The sequence below is a fragment of the Mycolicibacterium wolinskyi genome, assembly GCF_002101965.1.
Classification (GTDB): domain Bacteria; phylum Actinomycetota; class Actinomycetes; order Mycobacteriales; family Mycobacteriaceae; genus Mycobacterium; species Mycobacterium wolinskyi.
Genome location: NZ_LQQA01000033.1, coordinates 440,834 through 459,757 on the forward strand (window position 1 = coordinate 440,834; position 18,924 = coordinate 459,757).

The following is an 18,924-nucleotide window of genomic DNA, read 5'->3' on the forward strand; positions in this document are numbered from 1 at the left end:
GGGCCCCATTCCCGAGTCGCTTCGCTCCCGTCGGCGGGCGTGGTCTACGCTGCGTAGTATTCGCTGAAATGACTGACCGCTCGCGGTCGTGAAATACCGATCTAGGAGGCGCAAGCGTGACACCTCGCGGGCTTAAGGCGGTGGCCAGGGCGGCGTTGTTGTCAATTGTCCTCGGTGGCTCAGCACTACTGCTGAGCGGCTGCAGCTGGTCGGACGCGCTTGCGCTCGGCTGGCCGACCGGCATCACCCCTGAGGGCAAACTCAACCGCGAGCTCTGGATCGGCTCGGTGATCGCCTCGTTCGTCGTGGGCGCCATCGTGTGGGGGCTGATCTTCTGGTCCAGCGCCTTCCACCGGAAGAAGAAGACCGACACCGAGCTGCCGCGCCAGTTCGGCTACAACATGCCGCTCGAGCTGGTGCTGACGGTCATCCCGTTCCTCATCATCTCGGTGCTGTTCTACTTCACCGTCGTGGTGCAGGAGCGCATGCTGCACAAGGACCCCAACCCCGAGGTCGTCATCGACGTGACCGCCTTCCAGTGGAACTGGAAGTTCGGTTACCAGAAGATCGCCTACGCCGACGGCACCTTCAACTACGACGGCGCCGATCCCGAGCGCAAGGCCGCGATGGAGTCGCGTCCCGAGGGTGAGGACGCGCACGGACACGAGCGCGTCGGCGCGGTCCGCGGGCTCAACCCCGAAGACCGGACGTATCTGAACTTCGACAAGATCGAGACGCTGGGCAGCTCGACCGAGATCCCGGTGCTGGTGCTGCCCGCGGGCAAGCGCATCGAGTTCGTGCTCAACTCCGCAGACGTGATCCACGGCTTCTGGGTCCCGGAGTTCCTGTTCAAGCGCGACGTGATGCCCGATCCGAAGGCCAACAACTCCGACAACGTCTTCCAGGTCAGCAAGATCGAGCAGACCGGCGCGTTCGTCGGGCGCTGCACCGAGATGTGCGGCACCTACCACTCGATGATGAACTTCGAGGTTCGCGTGGTGGAGCCCAACGACTTCGAGGCCTACATCGACCAGCGCAGCGCGGGCAAGACGAATGCCGAAGCACTGGCGGCGATCAACCAGCCGCCGCTGGCGACGACCACCAAGCCGTTCGATACCCGACGCGGTGAAATGGCACCGCAGGCGAGCAAGTAGGGACACCTCATGCATATTGAAGCTCGGCTGTTCGAGATCCTCACCGGCTTCTTCGCGCTGTCGGCCGTCGTGTACGGCGTGCTGACCGCGATGTTCGCCAACGGCGGCGTGGAGTGGGCGGGCACCACCGCGCTGGTGCTCACCACTGGCCTCACGCTGATCACCGGTACGTTCTTCCGCTTCGTGGCCCGCCGGCTCGACACCCGTCCCGAGGACTACGAGGACGCCGAGATCAGCGACGGCGCCGGCGAACTGGGCTTCTACGCGCCGCACAGCTGGTGGCCGATCCTGATCGCGCTGTCCTTCTCGACCGCGGCCGTCGGCGCCGCACTGTGGCTCCCGTGGCTGCTCGTGGCAGGCATCTGCTTCGTGCTCTTCTCGGCCGGCGGCCTGGTCTTCGAGTACTACTGGGGCCCCGAGAAGCACTGACCCCGCTGGGCCGATGCTCGCCCGCCGCCTGGTCAAGGTCACAATCGAGGCACCAGTTCACTCGACACCGGGACTGCCGGAGTCACTGACGCCTGCCGGTTGGGTAATGTTGCCGGGGCACTGTCATCCGTGAACGGTACTGACCGTCCCCGTGTGACAGTGAAGCAGTCGAGAAGGATAGGCGTAGATGAGCGGGCCGAATCCCCCAGGACCGGATGGCTCCGGTTCGGATTTGCCGGATCAGCAACCGGGGAAGCATTCTGCACCCGAGGAACCCACGCAGGTGGCCGGGACCGACCCGAACACCGGCGAGACTGAGTTCTACTCGCAGGCGTACTCCGCGCCCGAGTCCGAACAGTTCACGAGCGGGCCTTACGTGCCGGCCGAGCCCGGGCTGTACGACTACGACAGCTACGACCCGGTCACCGAGCTCGTCGACCAGCCACCGCCGCCGCGCTGGCCGTGGGTCGTCGGTGTCACCGCCATCATCGCCGCGATCGCGCTCGTGGCGTCGGTCGCCGTGCTGGTGACGCGCGACGACGACACCACCAATCTGGCGACGCCGCAGCCGAGTACGACGACGTCGGCACCGCCGTTCCAGGACGAGATCACCACGACGACACCGCCTCCGCCTCCGCCGCCGCCACCTCCGCCACCGACCTCGGAGGAGCCGCCACCACCGCCCCCGGAGACCGTGACGGTGACCGAGCCACCGCCACCACCGCCTCCGCCGCCGAGCAGTGAGGCGCCCCCGCCACCGCCGGCGACCACGACAACGCCGCCGCCGACCACCACGACCGCCCCGGCGGGGCCGCGCCAGGTCACCTATTCGGTGACCGGCACGAAAGCCCCTGGCGACATCATCACCATCACCTACGTCGACGGGAACGGTAACCGGCGCACGTTGCGCAACGTCTACATCCCGTGGACGTTCACGATGACGCCGATCTCCAACTCCGACGTCGGTTCGGTCGAGGCATCCAGCCTGTTCCTGGTGAGCAGACTGAACTGCTCGATCACCGCGAGTGACGGAACGGTGCTGTCGTCCAACGCCAACAACTCTGCGCAGACCGCCTGCTGATGACCGGCCCCAACACCGAACTGAACAACACCGACCGGATCCTGCTCGGCGCGTGCGCGGTCGCTTGGCTGGCCGCATTGGGGGCTGCCGTCGCTGCCATCGTCGCCCTGGTCGACCTCGGCCGCGGCCATCCGCAGGGTGAGGAGTCCGCGGACACACCGTGGCTGCTCTACACCGTCATCGGGATATCGGTCGTCGTGATCGTCGCCGCGGTGCCGTTGCTGCTGCGGGCACGTGCCCAGGCCGACAACCGTCAGCCGGTGCGCGCGCCGGTGCGCCGCCCTCAGCCGCCGAGCCGCTACGGCTTCGACCGCGCCGCTGCCGCGGTCGAGCAGGTGTGGCTGCGGTTCGCGCTGTCAGCCGCATGCGCCATCGGTGTCGCCACGGCCGCAGTCGGATTGGCCACGTATCTCATGGCCACCGACAACGACGTGGCCGCGTGGTGCCTGTACGGGCTTGCCGGCCTCATCACCGTCGGCATGGTGGCCCTGCCGATCCTGGCGGTACGTCAGCTCGATCAACTGTCGGCCTAGCCCTCAGGTGGGGCTGCAGCCGGCAGTCCCGTCGCCATCGCCTGGAGATGGCAGGGTAGGGGAGGGGCATGACCGTGCCATAAGTCTCCCAATGAATCTGCGGTGTGGGCAGGTGCTCTGGGGCTATTGGACTTTCGCTTCACGCGCGTAGCGCCACGGCGTTGTCGACCGTCGAAAATCGCCATGGCGCTACACACGTGAGCCGATCCGCAGCGCACGGTCACGCCAGCGCCCCACATACGACAATCGCCGCAACCTCTTTGGGAAGAGGTTGCGGCGATCGGGTGAATCTACCGGGGACGGTCAGTGGTGACCGTTGGGCTCCCCGTTCTCGTGGATACGGTCCTGGTGCTCCTTGAGTGCGGTGAGCGCCTTGCGTTCGGACGCGTGCGCCGCCTCGGTGATCGCCTCGTGCTCGACTTCCGGATCGGCGAACAGGAAGCTGCCGGTGCCGGGTGCGCCACCGGAGCCGAGCTTGTTCATCCGCTTCGGCAGTGCGGCGCCCTGGTATTCGAGCGGGATCGGGTGACCATGATCGTCGACCGGGCCCAGCGGCTGGTGCAGCTCGACGTAGGCGCCGTGCGGCAGTCGCTTGATGATGCCGGTCTCGATGCCGTGCTCGAGCACCGCACGGTCGCTGCGCTGCAGCGAGATGGCCCAGCGGTAGGCGATGTAGTAGACGATCGCGGGCAGCACCACCATGCCGATACGGCCGATCCACGTCGTCGCGTTCAGCGAGATGTGGAACTTCAGCGCGATGATGTCGTTCATGGCCGCCAGGGTCAGCACCATGTAGAACGCGATCGCCATCGCGCCGATCGCGGTACGGACCGGTGCGTCACGCGGACGCTGCAACAGGTTGTGGTGGGCATTGTCGCCGGTGACCTTCTTCTCGATGAAGGGGTAGGCGATCAGCAATGCGAACACCAGGCCCATGATCACCGCGACCCAGACGACCGCGGGGATCGTGTAGCGGCCGAACGGGTAGAACTCCCAGGCCGGCCAGATACGCGCCAGGCCTTCGGTCCACATCATGTAGAAGTCCGGCTGGCTACCCGCCGACACCTGAGAAGGCTTGTACGGACCCAGGTTCCAGATCGGGTTGATGGTCAGCAGACCACCCATGAGGCCGAGCACGCCGGTGACCATCGCGAAGAACGCGCCCGACTTGACCGCGAACACCGGCATGACGCGCACGCCGACGACGTTGGTCTCGGTGCGGCCGGGGCCGGGGAACTGGGTGTGCTTCTGGAACCACACCAGCGCGAGGTGCGCACCGATGAGCGCCAGGATGATGCCCGGGATCAACAGGATGTGCAGGGCGTACAGGCGCGGGATGAGGATCTCGCCGGGGAAGTCACCGCCGAACAGCGCCCAGTGCAACCAGGTTCCGATGATCGGCATGCCCAGCGTGATGGACGACAGCGCGGCGCGCAGGCCGATGCCCGACAGCAGGTCGTCGGGCAGCGAGTAGCCGAAGTAACCCTCGAACATCGCCAGGATCAGCAGCAGCGAGCCGATCACCCAGTTGGCCTCACGCGGGCGCCGGAACGCGCCGGTGAAGAAGATGCGCGCCAGGTGCACCATGATCGCCGCGGCGAACATCAGTGCGGCCCAGTGGTGAATCTGGCGGACGAACAGACCGCCGCGCACCTCGAAGCTGATGTCCAGGGCGGATTCGTACGCCCGCGACATCTGAACACCCCGAAGTGGTTGGTACACACCGTCATAGGTGACGTGCGCCATCGACGGGTCGAAGAACAGGGTCAGCCAGACGCCCGTGATGAGCAGCACGATGAAGCTGTACAGGGCGATCTCACCCAACAGGAACGACCAGTGGGTGGGGAAGACCTTGTTCAGCTGCCGACGTACCGCCGCGGACGGGTGGTAACGCGAATCGATCGCATCACCTTGTGCGGCTGCCATCTTGGCGAGGTCAGGGCTCATGATCTGCGCTCCCAGAATGCCGGTCCGACGGGCTCGATGAAGTCACCGTTGGCGACGAGATACCCGTCTTTATCGATGGTGATGGGCAGCTGCGCCAACGCGCGCGCAGCCGGACCGAATATGGGCTTTGCGAAATGCAAGGCGTCGAACTGAGACTGGTGGCACGGGCAGAGGATGCGGTAGGTCTGCTGCTCGTACAGCGACGAGGGGCAGCCCAGGTGCGAGCACACCTTGGTGAACGCGAACAGCTCACCGAAGTTGAAGCTCTCCTGGCCCTTTCGCTTGACCACCTTGTGCATGTCGGCCGGCTTGATGCGGATCAGCATGACCGGGTTGCGCACGCCCATGGCGATTTCGGTCAGGTGATGCTCGGACTCGACGGTGGTGCCGTCGCCGTCGGACTCGCGCCACGGGAACACGGTCTCCATGCCGCCGGCATCGAGATCCTCGGGCCGCATCTTGACGAACGGCGACGAGCCGGGACGTCCGGTCGCGCGGGCGAGGTAGATCGTCTCGCCGTGGAACCGCGGGGTCCAGCCCGACGTCCACAACACGGCCTTCTTGCCCTCGGCGGTCGGAACCACGGGCTTCCACGGGTTCTTGATCAAGCCGCCGATGAACGCCACCAGCGTGCCCGCGCCGAATGCGCCGAGCCCGATGCCCAGCGACAGGCCGACGAGCTTGCGGCGCTTGATCGTCGAGCCTTCCAGCGCATCGGTGAGGTTCGCCGCGACCGTCTTGCGGTGCAACTCGGGGGAGGCGCCGTCATGGCGCTCCTGGACCGAGATCTCCTCGGGGATGAACTTCTTCTGGAACAGCACCGCGCCGATGCCGATGGCCAGGATCGAGAGCCCGAACGTCAGGCCGTACAGCGGGGTCGCCAGCGAGTAGAGGAACTCACCCTCGGAGCCGAAGGGCTGGTACTCCCACGGCCAGAAGATGAAGACCAGGAGCAGCGCCAGGCCCGAAAGACCGCCGAGCACAAGCCAATACGCGACCGTGCGCTCCGCGCGCTTCTCGGCTTTGGTGCCGGGTACCGGCCAGCGCGGCTCCTTGAAGATGGTCTCGACGCCGTCCATCCTGCCGCCGAGGTCGACCAGCTCCTCACGCGACATCGTCGCGAGCTGCTCGTCGGTGGGCTGGCCCGGGGCACCCATCTGACCCGGGGTGTCGGTTCCCTTGACGTCGCCGTTGTTGTCCGGGATGTCCTGGCTCATGCTCGTGATCCGATCCACATCGCCACGCCGATCGCGGCAACCATTCCGATAATCCACATCGCCATACCTTCGGGCGCGGGCCCGAAGCCGCCGAGGCCGTAGCCGCCGTAGCTGGGGGTCTCGGCCGATTCGCGGACGTAGGCGACGATGTCCTTCTTCTCCTCGGGCGAGAGCTGCCGATCGGAGAACTTCGGCATGTTCTGCGGCCCGGTCAGCATCGCGGTGTAGATCTGCGCCGGATTGGCGTCGCCGAGATCGGGCGCGTACTTGCCGGAGGACAGTGCGCCGCCCTTGCCGGTGAAGTTGTGGCACGACGCGCAGTTCAGGCGGAACAGGTCGCCGCCGCGCGCGACGTCGGAGCCGATGAGCGACTCCTGGGCCACGCCGCCGTGCTCGTCGCGGAGGACCGTCGGGCCCCCGCCGTTGGCCTGGACGTAGGCGCCGAGCGCGTCGATCTGCGACTCGTCGAAGTGTTCGGGCTTCGAGGGCGCCTGGGCCTCACCGCGCATCGCGGGCATACGGCCGGTCGACACCTGGAAGTACACCGCCGCCTCGCCGGTTCCGATGAGGCTGGGGCCACGATCGGGAACACCCTGCAGGTTCGCGCCGTGGCACGACACGCACGACGTCTCGAACAGCTGCTTGCCGGTGCGCAGCAGCGCCGACTGTGATTCGTCGGCCACCGCGACCTGCGGTGTCGGCGTCAGCGTGGCCGCAACACCACCCGCGACTGCCAGGCCGATCAACAGCAGTAGTCCTGCTGACAATCGCCGACGTAGCCGACGGCGCGACTTGCTGGTCATCGAACTCCTTCTCATCGGAGGAATCGGCGAGCCGATCATGGAACGCATCGGCGAGCCGATCATCGAACGAAGTAGATGGTGGCGAACAGCGCAATCCAGACGATGTCGACGAAGTGCCAGTAATACGAGACGACAATCGCGGCGGTGGCCTGCGCAGGCGTGAACTTACTCATCTTCGTGCGGGCCAGCAGGAAGATGAAGGCAACCAGGCCGCCGATCACGTGCAGGCCGTGGAATCCGGTGGCCAGGTAGAAGACCGACCCGTAGGCGCTCCCCGGAATCGTGGTGCCGTGGTCGACCAGGTGGATGTACTCGTATCCCTGGCCGAGTACGAAGAACAGGCCCATCAGGAACGTGATCACGTACCACCTGCGCAGGCCGAAGACGTCGCCGCGCTCGGCGGCGAAGACGCCCATCTGGCAGGTGAACGATGACGCGATGAGGACCAGCGTCACCGGTACGGCAAGGGCCAAATTGAGTTCGGTTGGCTCGGGCGGCCAATCACCAGCAGCCTGGGCGCGCGCGGTGAAATACATCGCGAACAGTCCAGCAAAGAACATCAACTCACTGGAAAGCCACACGATGGTGCCGACACTGACCATGTTGGGTCGGTTCAGCGAATGAACGCGCGACGTGATGGCGGTTCCCGAGGTACCTACAGCGCTCGTCACATCCGCAAGTATGACGCTTTGTAGTTGTCGAACTCCACCCGGGTCGAGCAATTGGTCGGATTCGTGTCGGGATGCGTCCGGGTGGTATGCGCGGCGAGCGATAGCATTCGGCGGTGACATCCGGATCATCGCAGCTGTCCCCGTCCCAGTCCGGCCCAGACTCGGCGCCGTCGTGGCCGCGTATCCTCGGCCGGCTCACCACGGGTCAGAGCCTGCCCAACGGTCACGCGGCGTGGGCGATGGACCAGATGATGACCGGCGTCGCGACCCCGGCCCAGATCGCCGGATTCGCGGTGGCGATGAAGATGAAGCGCCCGACCTCGGCCGAGGTTCGCGAACTCGCCGACATCATGCTGTCGCACGCGCGCCGGGTGCCGACCGATGAGATCGGCACCTCGACGGTCGACATCGTCGGCACGGGCGGCGACGGTGCCAACACCGTCAACCTGTCCACGATGGCTTCGATCGTCGTCGCCGCGTGTGGTGTCCCGGTGGTCAAGCACGGCAACCGGGCGGCGTCGTCGCTGTCGGGCGGTGCCGACACCCTCGAAGCGCTCGGCGTCCGAATCGATCTGGGCCCCGACGAGGTCGCCCGCAGCGTCGCCGAGGTCGGTATCGGGTTCGCGTTCGCGCCGCAGTTCCACCCGTCCTACCGGCACGCCTCGGTGGTGCGCCGCGAGATCGGGGTGCCGACCGTGTTCAATCTGCTTGGGCCGCTGACCAATCCGGCGACCCCGCGGGCCGGGCTGATCGGCTGCGCGTGGGCCGACCTCGCCGAGGTGATGGCGGGCGTGTTCGCCACCCGGGGTTCGAGTGCGCTCGTGGTGCACGGCGACGACGGCCTCGACGAGCTGACCACCACGACGACGAGCACGATCTGGCGCGTTCAAGCGGGCACGATGGAGCGGCTGACGTTCGATCCCGCCGCGTTCGGGTTCGCGCGGGCCGAGATCAGCGAGCTGGTCGGCGGTGACGCGGCCGCCAACGCCGCGGAGGCGCGTGCGGTGCTGGGCGGGGCCAAGGGCCCGGTGCGTGATGCCGTGGTGCTCAACGCCGCCGGGGCGATGGTGGCCCACGCGGGCCTAGCCAGCGACGCCAAGTGGGTCCCGGCGTGGGAATCCGGCCTGGCGCGCGCCACCGAGGCCATCGACTCCGGTGCGGCCGAACAACTGCTCTCGCGCTGGGTGCGGTTCGGCCAGCAGCTCTGAGCGCTCCAACTGCCGGGCGGCCATCCGGGCCGAGCGGGCCGTCGCGGCCCACTGCGCGTGGCGGCCTGCCGCGCCGATCGGACTCGTATAGCCGATCTCGGTGCGCACGATCCGCACCCCGGGTGACGCCAGCCAGCGCGCGATGAGCGCGGTTTCCTCCACCAGTGCGCCGCCGAGCGGTCCGGTCGTCGGCAGAACGACTTGGGCACCCGCGCAGATCGCGTCGACGACCGGCATGGGCGGCACGCCGCGCGGTGCGGTGCCCGCGCCGGCCAGCTGCCCGTGGCGGATCACCGCGAAATGCCAGCCGCCGTTGCCGTCTGCCCGCGCCGCGACGAACTCCGGCAACGCGGCCAGCGCGGCGAGCCGCTGCCCGCGCCACAACGCCTCGATGGCCACCGCGGCGTGGTCGCGTACCCGCGCAGCCGTCTCGTACCGGCCTGCCGCGGCCAGATCCTCGATATGGGCCAGCACGGCGGCGAGCACGGCGTCGTCGCTGCCGTCGATGAGGGCCGCGGCCCGCAGGCAGGCGGCCGCGTAGTCGGCGGCGCGGGCGCCCTGCGGCGCCGGGCACGGCGAGAGCTCGCGTTCGGGGCAGTGGTGGGCCGCCGCCGCGCCGAACCTGGCCGTGCAGGTCCGCATCCCGGTGAAACGGGCCAGCAGCGCGGCGGTGTCGATCGCGTCGGAGCGGGCCGAGAACGGTCCGAGTGCCGTGCGGTGCTTCGGGTTTCGCACCGTCGACAGGCGCGGGAAGGCTTCGTCGGTCAGCGCCACCCACCACCACCGCTGCGGCGACTTCGACCGGCGGTTGTACGGCGGTGCGTGCGCGGCCAGCAGCCGCAGCTCCCGCACGCCTGCCTCCAGATCATGGGCGCACTCGACGTGATCGACCGCGCATGCCAGCGAGGCCATCTCCTTCATCCGGGCCCGGGGGTCGGCTCCGGTGAAGTACTGCCGCACCCGGCGCCGCAGATCGACCGCGGTGCCGACGTAGAGCACCTCGCGCGACGGCCCGCGGAACAGGTACACGCCCGGGCGGTTCGGCAATCGGTCGGCCAGCGCCCTGTTGCGCCGCTGGGCCGGTGTGGTGTCGGGCAGATACGACTTCAGGTCGGCATAGGTGTGCACGCCCTGATTGCCGACCCGCTCGATCAGCCCGTGCAGGACGTCGACGGTGGCGCGGGCGTCGTCGAGCGCCCGGTGGGTCGGGGTCGTGGCGGCGCGGAACAACTGCGCCAGGGCGGAGAGCCGGACACTGGGCGCCTCGTCGCGCGTGAGGACCCGCCGTGCCAGGCGCACCGTGCACAGCACCGGGGGACGCGGCCAGTTGAGTTGTGCGCGTTCGGCTGCCGCCCGCAGGAACCCGATGTCGAACCCGGCGTTGTGGGCGACGAGGACCGCGCCCCGCGCGAATTCGAGGAACGCCGGCAGCACGGATTCGATCTTCGGCGCATCGCGCACCATCGCCGACGTGATGCCGGTGAGTTCGACGATCTGCGGCGGGATGGCCCGGCCGGGGTCGACGAGCGTGGCCAGCTCACCCAACACCTCGCCGCCGCGGACCTTGACGGCGCCGATCTCGGTGATCGCGTCGTACGGGCCGCCGGGCTGTGCCGGGGTCGCCCGCCCGCCCGTGGTCTCGAGGTCGACGACGACGAACGTGGTGTCGGCGAGGGATACGGCATCGAGCTCGAAAGCCAGTTGCCCGCCGTCGCCCATGCCGATGACGGTAGGGACAGCCACCGACAGCGCTCGGGCGACACGCTTGTCGGTAGCCGGCGATACCGTGCGCGCAACACCGATCGAGAGGACGGTCAAGATGAGCGGAATGCGGCAGGGCGGCAAGCCCGGCGGCGGTCACGGCGACTCCGGCAGCGTGATCATCGACTGCGACGACTGCGCGGTGCGCGGGCCGGGGTGTCAGGACTGTGTCGTGAGTGTGTTGCTCGGCGTGCCCGAAACGTTGCTGGACGACGAACGCAAGGCGCTAGAAGTGCTCGCTGACGTGGGGTTGGCGCCGCGGCTGCGGCTCGTTCCGATTCACCGGAACGGTGCGTCCGGGGTCGCCTGACGACACGCATCCGTTGTCGCACAGGAAAATATGCCCGTGGGGCTGTTAAATTTGCATCTCCTGTTGGACAACCCCGATGCCGTTTCGTAACCTATCTGAGACCTAAGAGCAGTTCGAGGCGGCTCGCTAACGTCAGTTGTGAGGACGAAAACTTGAGGCACGACCGCGCGCACCGGCCCACAAGTCGTGTCAAGCGACCCCTAGCAGGTGCGATAGCGGTCTTGACTTTACTGTCGGGATTTCTCGCCGGCAGTGTGCAGGCCGATCCTGCCGAGGACGCTTTGGCAAAGCTCAACGAGCTCTCGCGACAGGCCGAGCAGACCACCGAGGCCATGCATTCGGCGCAGCTGGATCTCAACGAGAAGCTGGCAGCTCAGCAGGCGGCGGAGAAGAAGCATGCCGATGACCTGGCCGCGGCCGATCAGGCGAAGGCGCAGCTGGCAACATTCCAGGCATCGGTGAATAAGGTTGCTGCCGCGCAGTACATGGGTGGCCGTACCTCTGGCGTCGACGCGATCCTGACCGCCGACTCGCCGCAACAGCTGATCGAGCAGCTCGCCGTGCAGCGCGTGATGGCGACCCAGATGTCGGCGCAGATGCAGAACTTCCGTTCGATCGGCGAGAAGGCCGCCGCGGCCGAGCAGGCCTCGGCGAAATCAGCCGCCGACGCCAAGACCGCGGCCGAGCAAGCCGCCGCAGTGCGCGCCGATCTGCAATCCAAGCAAAGTCAGCTGCAGGTTCAGATCGCGGTCGTCAAGTCGCAGTACCAGGCCCTCACGCCGGTTCAGCGCGAGGCGCTCGCGGCTGTCCCACCGGCCCCGGCCGCCCCACCGGCACCGGCCCCCGGTGCGTTGCCACCGGCCAACGATCCCGGCGTGCTCGCCGCCCCGCCGAACGGAATTCCGCCCGGCGACATCGCCCCGCCTGAGGCCGCGATTCCCGGCGGTGCGCCCAGCGGCCATTCCTCCACCGTCATCCAGGCCGCGTTGAGCCGGATCGGTTCACCGTACTCGTGGGGCGGCTCGGGCCCGAGCGCGTTCGACTGCTCCGGTCTGGTGATGTGGTCGTTCCAGCAGGCCGGCATCTCGCTGCCGCACTCCAGCCAGGCGCTGGCCCGCGGCGGTCAGCCCGTCTCGCAGGACCAGATGCAGCCCGGCGATCTCGTGACCTATTACTCGGACGCCTCGCACGTCGGCATCTACATCGGCGACGGAATGATGGTGCACGCGTCGACCTACGGCACCCCGGTACGGGTCGCCCCGGTCAACAATGCGCCGATCTACAACGTCCGCCGGTACTGACGTCAGGTCTCGGCGCCCGGCTCTCGCGGTAGTGCTGCTGGCCGAAACCGGCATCGCCGCAGCGCTCCTGGTGTCGCTCGCGTCGCCCGAGCCCGCGCCGGCGCCCACACCGCCCGGCGTACCGGCAGTTTCGACAACCCCGACCGCCGCTCCCGGGATGTGGCTGCCCGACGGTCGCACCGCCGCCCTTCTGGCGCTGGGGGGCAGGCACGCCGGTGTCGTGCTGGATCGTATCCGTGGTGAGTTGCCCGGTGCCGTGGAGGCCGTGACGGCGTTCTGGGGCCCGGACTGGCGCAGGGACATCGTCATCGCGGTCGCGGCGTCGGATGAGCAGTTCCGGGTCTTGGCCGGAGGCGTCGGCGACATCGCGGCGACCACGACGGCCGAGCGCATCATGTTCGCGCCAGGGGCGGCCGCCATGAGTCAAGGGGCGTTGCGAATCGTGCTGCGCCATGAGCTGTTTCATTACGCAGCGCGATCGCAGACCGCCGCCGACGCGCCCCGCTGGCTCACCGAGGGCGTCGCCGACTACGTCGGCCGCCCGGCGATCGACCGCCGCCCGCAGAATGCCGGCGCCCTCGGGCAGCTGCCCACCGATGCCGACCTCGATTCGCCAGGCGCCGCGCGGTCGCTGGCCTACGACCGCGCCTGGTGGTTCAGCCGCTATGTCGCCGAGACCTACGGGGTACCGACGCTGCGCGCGCTGTATGTGCGCGCGTGCGGGATCGGCCACCCGGATGTGGCGACCGCGGTGCGCGACACCCTGGGCGCCGATATCGACGAGGTGGTCGCCGGTTGGCGTCGGTGGCTGAGCGGCTAGCCTGATCGCCGATGGTTACAAGGATGGCGCGATGACGCGGGTTCTGTTGGTCACCAACGATTTTCCACCGCGTAGCGGCGGCATTCAGTCGTACCTGGAGGCCTTCGTCGGGGAGCTGACGCGAAACGGTTCGCACCAGCTCACGGTGTACGCCCCGAAGTGGAAGGGGTGCGCCGACTACGACGCGGAAGCCGAGCGGGCCGGCTACCGGATCGTGCGCCATCCCACGACCCTCATGGTGCCCGAGCCGTCCGTGGCGATCCGCATGACCCGGTTGATCCGTGAGCACGACATCGAAACCGTCTGGTTCGGGGCAGCCGCGCCCCTGGCTCTGCTCGGCCCGTTGGCGCGTCGGGCCGGCGCGGGCCGCGTCGTGGCCAGCACGCACGGGCACGAGGTGGGCTGGTCGATGCTGCCGGTGGCGCGCAACGCGCTGCGCCGCATCGGCGAGGATGCCGACGTCGTCACGTTCGTCAGCCGCTACACGCGCGGCCGGTTCGCCTCGGCGTTCGGCCCGAACGCGGCGCTCGAACATCTCGCCCCCGGCGTCGACACCGACCGGTTCCAGCCCGATCCCGTGGCCCGCGCGCGACTGCGGGAGCGTTACGGGCTCGGCGATCGTCCCGTGGTGGTGTGCCTGTCGCGGCTCGTGCCGCGCAAGGGCCAGGACATGCTGATCCGCGCGTTGCCCGCGATCCGGCGGCGAATTCGCGACACCGCGTTGGTCATCGTCGGCGGCGGGCCGTACCTGGAGACATTGCAGCGGTTGGCCGAAGAGCGCGACGTGGCCGACCACGTGATCTTCACCGGGGGAGTACCGGCGGCGGAGCTCCCCGCCCACCACGCGATGGCCGACGTGTTCGCGATGCCGTGCCGGACCCGCGGCGCGGGACTGGATGTCGAAGGTCTGGGCATCGTGTACCTGGAAGCCTCGGCCTGCGGGGTGCCGGTGGTCGCGGGCACCTCGGGCGGGGCGCCGGAGACCGTGCTCGACGGGCAGACGGGCACGGTCGTCGACGGCACCGATGTCGGTGCGATCGCGACCGCGGTCGGTGATCTGCTCGCCGATCCGGGCCGCGCGGCCGCGATGGGCGTCGCCGGCCGGCACTGGACCGTCGACAACTGGCAGTGGCGGGCCAAAGGTGCCCGCCTCGCCGAACTGTTGAGCGGCTAGCTAGCCGTACAGCGCGGCGATGTCGGTGGCGAACTTCTCGGCCACGACCTTGCGCTTGACCTTGAGTGTCGGCGTCAACTCGCCGGTGTCCTCGGTGAAGTCGACCGGCAGGATCCGGAACTTGCGGATGGCCTCGGCATGCGACACCGCCTGGTTGGCCTCTTTGACCGCCAGGTCGATCTCGGCGGTCAGGTCGGGATCCTCGGCGAGCTCGGCGACCGTCGCGCTCGCGCTCTTGCCGTTGCGCTCCTTCCAGCCCGGGAAGGCTTCCGGATCGATCGTGATGAGGGCGGCGATGAACGGCTGCTTGTCGCCGACGGCCATGGCCTGGCTGATCAACGGATGCGCGCGCAGCCGGTCCTCGAGCTGCGCGGGGGCGACGTTCTTGCCGCCCGCGGTCACGATGATCTCCTTCTTACGGCCGACGATGGTGAGGAAGCCGTCGTCGTCGATCGCGCCGAGGTCGCCGGTGTGGAACCAGCCGTCGGAGATCACCGCGTCGGTCTCGGCCTGGTTCTTCCAGTAGCCGTTGAACACCACGCCGCCCTTGACCAGCAGCTCACCGTCGTCGGCGATGCGCATGCTGTTGCCGGGAACGAGCTTGCCGACCGAACCGACCTTGAGCTCGCCGACACGGTTGACGGTGATCGCGGCGCTGGTCTCGGTCAAGCCGTAGCCCTCGTAGATGGACAGGCCGACACCGCGGTAGAAGTGGCCGAGCCGTTCGCCCAGCGGTGCGCCACCCGAGATGGCGGCATGGCACTCGCCGCCGAGCGCGGCCCGCAGCTTGCCGTACACCAGCCGGTCGAACACTGCGTGCTTGAGCTTGAGCACCAGGCCCGGGCCTCCGGTGTCCTGAGCTTTACTCCACTCGATCGCGGTTTCGGCCGCGATCTCGAAGACCTTGCCCTTGCCGTCGTTGCGGGCGTTCTGTTCGGCGGTGTTGTACACCTTCTCGAACACGCGCGGGACAGAGACGACGAGCGTCGGCTTGAACACCGCGAACATCGGCACCAGATTCTTGATGTCGCTGGTGAAGCCGAGCGTGACCTTGTTGGCGAAGGCCGCGATGGTGATGGCCCTGGCCAGGACGTGGGCCAGCGGCAGGAACACCAGCATGCGTTCGCCCTTGGCCAGTTGGGTCGGGAAGCACTCCTTGGCGCCGCGGATCTCGTAGAGCAGGTTCGAATGGGTCAGCTGGCAACCCTTGGGCTGGCCCGTGGTGCCCGAGGTGTAGATGAGGGTGGCCGGATCCGCCGACCGGATGCCGGCCAGCCGCTTGTCGAGTTCGGCGGGGTCGACGGACTTGCCTGCCTCGGCCAGGGCTTGCAGCGCGGGGGTGGTCGAGCCGTCGATCGTGAGGACCGTGCGCAGACCGGGCAGGTCGCCTTTGAGCTGCTCGACCTTGGCGGCGTGCGCGTCGGTCTCGGCGAACACGACCGCCGCACCCGAGTTCTCCAGGACGAACCGCACCTGCTCGGCCGACGAGGTCTCGTAGATCGGCACGGTCACCGCGCCCACCGACAGGATCGCGAAATCGATGATGGGCCATTCGTAACGGGTGGCCGACAGGATCGCGACCCGGTCACCGGGCTGCACGCCGTCGGCGATCAGACCCAGTGCCACCGAACGGATCTGACCGGCGGCCTCGGCGCACGTCACATCGGTCCAGGCGCCATCGACCAGTCGGCGGAAGATCACATGGTCCGGGTCGTCGGCCTCGTGGGTGAATACGGAACCGACGACGTTGTCGTACTCGCCGACGGTGAAGGATGGCGGCACGCTGTATTCGGCACTGTACTCACGCACGATCTTGCCCTCCAGGCTTGTATAGCGACTGTGCCGGTCAGCCTAGTCGGCCGGGCTGTGCCGGTGACGGCGCATGTGTGAAGCTATTCCGCGATGAACAGCATTCAGATCGCCGACGAAACGTTCGTCGCCGCTGATCCGGTGGCGGTGGGCGAGGCCGTGGCGGATCCAGCGAGTTGGCGCCGGTGGTGGCCGGATCTCGGGCTGGCCGTCGTCGAGGACCGGGCTGAGAAAGGCCAACGCTGGACGGTCACCGGTGCGCTCACCGGGACGATGGAGATCTGGCTCGAGGAGATGCTCGACGGCGTGATCCTGCATTACTTCCTGCATGCCGAGCCGTCCGGTGCGACGGCCTGGCAACTCGCGCGCATGGACCTGGCCAAGATGAACCATCGCCGCCGGGTCGCCGGGAAGGCGATGGCGTTCGAGATCAAGCAGCGGCTGGAGGCGTCGCGCCCGATCGGAGTTTCCCGGCTGGCCTGACGACGGGTTCCTGGGGGTCCGGGGCGGCGCGGGAGAGTAGATTTCTTCGCGGAGGCCCTAGGTAGGTCGTGTACCTCCGCGCAACGGGGGAGAAGGGCGTGCAGGTGGCGGACAAGACGGCGCAGACCATCTACATCGATGCCGATCCGTCGACGGTGATGGACGTCATCGCCGACATCGGTTCCTATCCGGATTGGGTCGCCGAATACAAGGAGACCGAGGTTCTCGAGACCGACGACGAGGGCTACCCGAAAACGGCCCGGCTCGTGCTCGACGCGGCGGTGCTCAAGGACACCATGGTCCTGGCCTACGACTGGCCGGCCGACCGCACGTCGGTGACGTGGTCGCTGGTGTCGAGCTCGCTACTGCGGTCCTTGCAGGGGGCATACCGGTTGAAGCCCAAGGGATCCGGTACGGACGTCACCTACGAACTGTCGGTGGATCTGATCATCCCGATGATCGGCCTGCTCAAGCGGAAGGCCGAACGGCGGCTCACCGACACCGCACTGAAAGACCTCAAGAAACGAGTAGAGGCTGAGTGATTCGCCGTCGCCTGCCCAAGGTGCAGAGCCAGCCCGGATCAGCCTGTTTGTCGGTAAGGGCGGGGTAGGCAAGTCCACGCTGGCCACCGCGACCGCCGTGCGCGCCGCGCGGGCGGGGTCGCGTGTGCTCATCGTGTCGACCGATCAGGCGCATTCGACCGGAGACGTGCTGGGCATCAGCCTCGCGCCGACGGGGCAGCGGTCACCGACCCGGGTGCTGACCGACATGGAGTCCGGATTCGCCGACACCGGTGGATCGCTCGACGCGCTCGCTCTCGACACGCTCGCGCTGCTTGAGTCGCGCTGGGCCGAGATCGCTGCCACGCTCTCGGCGCGATTCCCGGAGTCGGATCTGGGAGATGTTGCCCCAGAAGAACTTTCGGCCTTGCCGGGGATACAGGAAGTCCTCGGCCTGCACGAGGTGGGTGAGCTGGCCGGCTCGGGGCGCTGGGATCACGTCGTGGTGGACTGTGCGTCGACGGCCGATGCACTGCGCATGCTGACCCTGCCCGACACGTTCGGCCTGTATCTCGAGCGGGCCTGGCCGCGACACCGCAGGCTCTCGGGCACCGTAGAAAACAACGCCGCGACGGCGGGGATCGTGGCGCTGCTGGAGCGCACCGATGCCGGTATCCGGGAACTCTCGGCGTTGCTCACCGACGGATCGCGCGTCACCGCGCACCTGGTGCTGACGGCTGAACGGGTGGTGGCGGCCGAGGCGGCGCGGACCTTGGGCTCGTTGGCGCTCATGGGTGTCGAAGTGGCCGAGCTCATCGTCAATCAGATTCTCGTGCAGGATGATTCGTTCGAGTACTCGAACCTGCCCGCGCATCCGGCGTTCGACTGGTACACCGAGCGGATATCCGAGCAGCAGGCGGTGCTTGACGAGCTCGACGCCACGATCGGCGATGTCGGGCTGGTGCTGGTGCCGCATCTGGCCGGTGAGCCGATCGGTACCAAGGCGCTCGGCGAGCTGCTGGACTGTGCCCGCAGGCGCGACGGGTCCCCGCCGCCCGGGCCGCTGCGGCCGGTGGTGGATCGGGAATCGGGATCCGGTCTCGATGCGGTGTACCGATTGCGGCTAGAGTTGCCCCAGGTCGACTCCGCCGGACTGACGTTGGGCCGGGTCGATGACGACTTGATCATCGGGGTCGGCGGTATGCGGCGCCGGGTCCGGTTGGCGTCCGTTCTTCGGCGATGCATCGTGACGGACGCGCAGTTACGGGGCAGCGAGTTGACGGTGCGTTTCCGTCCTAATCCGGAGGTGTGGCCGGCATGATTGGGTCTCATCCCGACCTCGGCCCCGAGCTGCGCCAGCTTGCCCAGTCCATTCTCGACAAGTTGGATCCCGCGGTGCGCGTGGCCGCCGCGCGGGCCGCGGCCACTGCCGCAGGCGGTCCCGGTAAGTGCCAGCAGGTGTGGTGTCCGGTGTGCGCGCTGGCGGCGGTGATCAACGGCGAACACCATCCGCTTCTCGGTGTGATCGCCGAGCACAGCGTCGCTCTGCTCGCGGTGATCCGCGCGGTACTCGACGACACCGACGGCACCGGGGGCACCCCGGGTCCCGACGGCGGACCGGATTCCCCGCCGCCGCCAGATGACTCGCCGCCGCCGGCCGGACCGGGCCGCTACCAGCACATCCCCGTCACCGTGCAGGAGTGAGGCCACCGGCCCGCGCGGG

At 68.1% G+C, this 18,924-nt stretch carries 18 protein-coding genes and 1 pseudogene; 13 read left to right on the plus strand and 6 right to left on the minus strand.

Features of this window, described 5'->3' with window-relative positions; genetic code table 11:
- The first annotated feature begins 116 nt into the window (after nucleotides 1-116).
- The 4 genes from ctaC to AWC31_RS32310 all read left to right on the plus strand — a co-directional run bounded on the left by ctaC (nucleotide 117) and on the right by AWC31_RS32310 (nucleotide 3,197).
- Nucleotides 117-1,154 (plus strand): aa3-type cytochrome oxidase subunit II, encoded by a 1,038-nt coding sequence (gene ctaC, locus AWC31_RS32295; RefSeq protein WP_085149221.1) that lies wholly within the window; start codon nucleotides 117-119, stop codon nucleotides 1,152-1,154.
- 9 nt (nucleotides 1,155-1,163) lie between these two features.
- Nucleotides 1,164-1,583 (plus strand): cytochrome c oxidase subunit 4, encoded by a 420-nt coding sequence (locus tag AWC31_RS32300; RefSeq protein WP_085149224.1) that lies wholly within the window; start codon nucleotides 1,164-1,166, stop codon nucleotides 1,581-1,583.
- Between the two features lie 187 nt (nucleotides 1,584-1,770).
- Entirely contained in the window at nucleotides 1,771-2,664 is an 894-nt protein-coding gene (locus AWC31_RS32305; RefSeq protein ID WP_085149227.1) for an MmpS family transport accessory protein, read from the plus strand.
- On the plus strand, nucleotides 2,664-3,197 hold the full coding sequence (locus AWC31_RS32310; RefSeq protein WP_085149231.1) for a DUF2561 family protein: 534 nt from the start codon (nucleotides 2,664-2,666) through the stop codon (nucleotides 3,195-3,197). The genes AWC31_RS32305 and AWC31_RS32310 overlap by 1 nt, the downstream gene beginning before the upstream one ends.
- 303 nt (nucleotides 3,198-3,500) lie before the next feature.
- On the opposite strand, the gene qcrB is transcribed toward AWC31_RS32310, so the two are convergent.
- From qcrB to ctaE, 4 genes are read right to left on the minus strand one after another with little or no spacing between them, the layout of a single operon-like run.
- Complete coding sequence (qcrB, locus tag AWC31_RS32315; RefSeq protein WP_067855401.1) at nucleotides 3,501-5,144, minus strand: cytochrome bc1 complex cytochrome b subunit; 1,644 nt, start codon at nucleotides 5,142-5,144, stop codon at nucleotides 3,501-3,503.
- Nucleotides 5,141-6,301, minus strand: a complete 1,161-nt coding sequence (gene qcrA, locus AWC31_RS32320) for a cytochrome bc1 complex Rieske iron-sulfur subunit (RefSeq protein WP_198538980.1) — start codon at nucleotides 6,299-6,301, stop codon at nucleotides 5,141-5,143. Before qcrA ends, qcrB begins: the two co-directional genes overlap by 4 nt.
- A 56-nt stretch (nucleotides 6,302-6,357) precedes the next feature.
- Nucleotides 6,358-7,164, minus strand: a complete 807-nt coding sequence (gene qcrC, locus AWC31_RS32325; RefSeq protein WP_067855577.1) for a cytochrome bc1 complex diheme cytochrome c subunit — start codon at nucleotides 7,162-7,164, stop codon at nucleotides 6,358-6,360.
- A gap of 59 nt (nucleotides 7,165-7,223) precedes the next feature.
- Nucleotides 7,224-7,835 carry an aa3-type cytochrome oxidase subunit III gene (ctaE, locus tag AWC31_RS32330; RefSeq protein WP_085149234.1) on the minus strand — a complete coding sequence of 204 codons (612 nt, stop codon included), beginning with the start codon at nucleotides 7,833-7,835 and terminating at the stop codon, nucleotides 7,224-7,226.
- 113 nt (nucleotides 7,836-7,948) lie between these two features.
- Between ctaE and trpD the strand changes: the two genes are divergently transcribed.
- A complete protein-coding gene (trpD, locus tag AWC31_RS32335) occupies nucleotides 7,949-9,043 on the plus strand; it encodes an anthranilate phosphoribosyltransferase (RefSeq protein WP_084356891.1) in 1,095 nt (364 codons plus the stop codon).
- Here the strand turns inward: trpD and AWC31_RS32340 are convergent.
- Nucleotides 8,981-10,762, minus strand: a pseudogene (locus AWC31_RS32340) (DEDD exonuclease domain-containing protein); the annotation flags it as partial. The gene trpD and the pseudogene AWC31_RS32340 overlap by 63 nt on opposite strands.
- A gap of 109 nt (nucleotides 10,763-10,871) precedes the next feature.
- On the opposite strand from AWC31_RS32340, the gene AWC31_RS32345 reads away from it, so the two are divergent.
- The 4 genes from AWC31_RS32345 (at nucleotide 10,872) to pimB (ending at nucleotide 14,409) form a co-directional block, all read left to right on the plus strand.
- Nucleotides 10,872-11,114 carry a hypothetical protein gene (locus AWC31_RS32345; protein WP_067855416.1) on the plus strand — a complete coding sequence of 81 codons (243 nt, stop codon included), beginning with the start codon at nucleotides 10,872-10,874 and terminating at the stop codon, nucleotides 11,112-11,114.
- A gap of 152 nt (nucleotides 11,115-11,266) precedes the next feature.
- Entirely contained in the window at nucleotides 11,267-12,415 is a 1,149-nt protein-coding gene (gene ripC / locus AWC31_RS32350; protein WP_067855419.1) for a peptidoglycan hydrolase RipC, read from the plus strand.
- Nucleotides 12,384-13,235 (plus strand): peptidase, encoded by an 852-nt coding sequence (locus AWC31_RS32355; RefSeq protein WP_085149237.1) that lies wholly within the window; start codon nucleotides 12,384-12,386, stop codon nucleotides 13,233-13,235. Before ripC ends, AWC31_RS32355 begins: the two co-directional genes overlap by 32 nt.
- A 31-nt stretch (nucleotides 13,236-13,266) precedes the next feature.
- Entirely contained in the window at nucleotides 13,267-14,409 is a 1,143-nt protein-coding gene (gene pimB / locus AWC31_RS32360) for a GDP-mannose-dependent alpha-(1-6)-phosphatidylinositol monomannoside mannosyltransferase (protein WP_085149240.1), read from the plus strand.
- Here the strand turns inward: pimB and AWC31_RS32365 are convergent, their stop codons facing one another.
- Nucleotides 14,410-16,218 carry an AMP-dependent synthetase/ligase gene (locus AWC31_RS32365; protein WP_085149243.1) on the minus strand — a complete coding sequence of 603 codons (1,809 nt, stop codon included), beginning with the start codon at nucleotides 16,216-16,218 and terminating at the stop codon, nucleotides 14,410-14,412.
- A gap of 93 nt (nucleotides 16,219-16,311) precedes the next feature.
- Between AWC31_RS32365 and AWC31_RS32370 the strand changes: the two genes are divergently transcribed.
- The 4 genes from AWC31_RS32370 to AWC31_RS32385 all read left to right on the plus strand — a co-directional run bounded on the left by AWC31_RS32370 (nucleotide 16,312) and on the right by AWC31_RS32385 (nucleotide 18,905).
- Complete coding sequence (locus AWC31_RS32370) at nucleotides 16,312-16,701, plus strand: polyketide cyclase / dehydrase and lipid transport (RefSeq protein WP_067855431.1); 390 nt, start codon at nucleotides 16,312-16,314, stop codon at nucleotides 16,699-16,701.
- Between the two features lie 104 nt (nucleotides 16,702-16,805).
- The gene (locus AWC31_RS32375) at nucleotides 16,806-17,243 is read left to right on the plus strand and encodes an SRPBCC family protein (RefSeq protein ID WP_067855583.1); all 438 of its coding nucleotides are present in this window, start codon (nucleotides 16,806-16,808) and stop codon (nucleotides 17,241-17,243) included.
- The gene (locus tag AWC31_RS32380; protein ID WP_085149246.1) at nucleotides 17,236-18,522 is read left to right on the plus strand and encodes an ArsA family ATPase; all 1,287 of its coding nucleotides are present in this window, start codon (nucleotides 17,236-17,238) and stop codon (nucleotides 18,520-18,522) included. The genes AWC31_RS32375 and AWC31_RS32380 overlap by 8 nt, the downstream gene beginning before the upstream one ends.
- The gene (locus tag AWC31_RS32385; RefSeq protein ID WP_067855585.1) at nucleotides 18,519-18,905 is read left to right on the plus strand and encodes a hypothetical protein; all 387 of its coding nucleotides are present in this window, start codon (nucleotides 18,519-18,521) and stop codon (nucleotides 18,903-18,905) included. Before AWC31_RS32380 ends, AWC31_RS32385 begins: the two co-directional genes overlap by 4 nt.
- The last annotated feature ends 19 nt before the right edge of the window (nucleotides 18,906-18,924 follow it).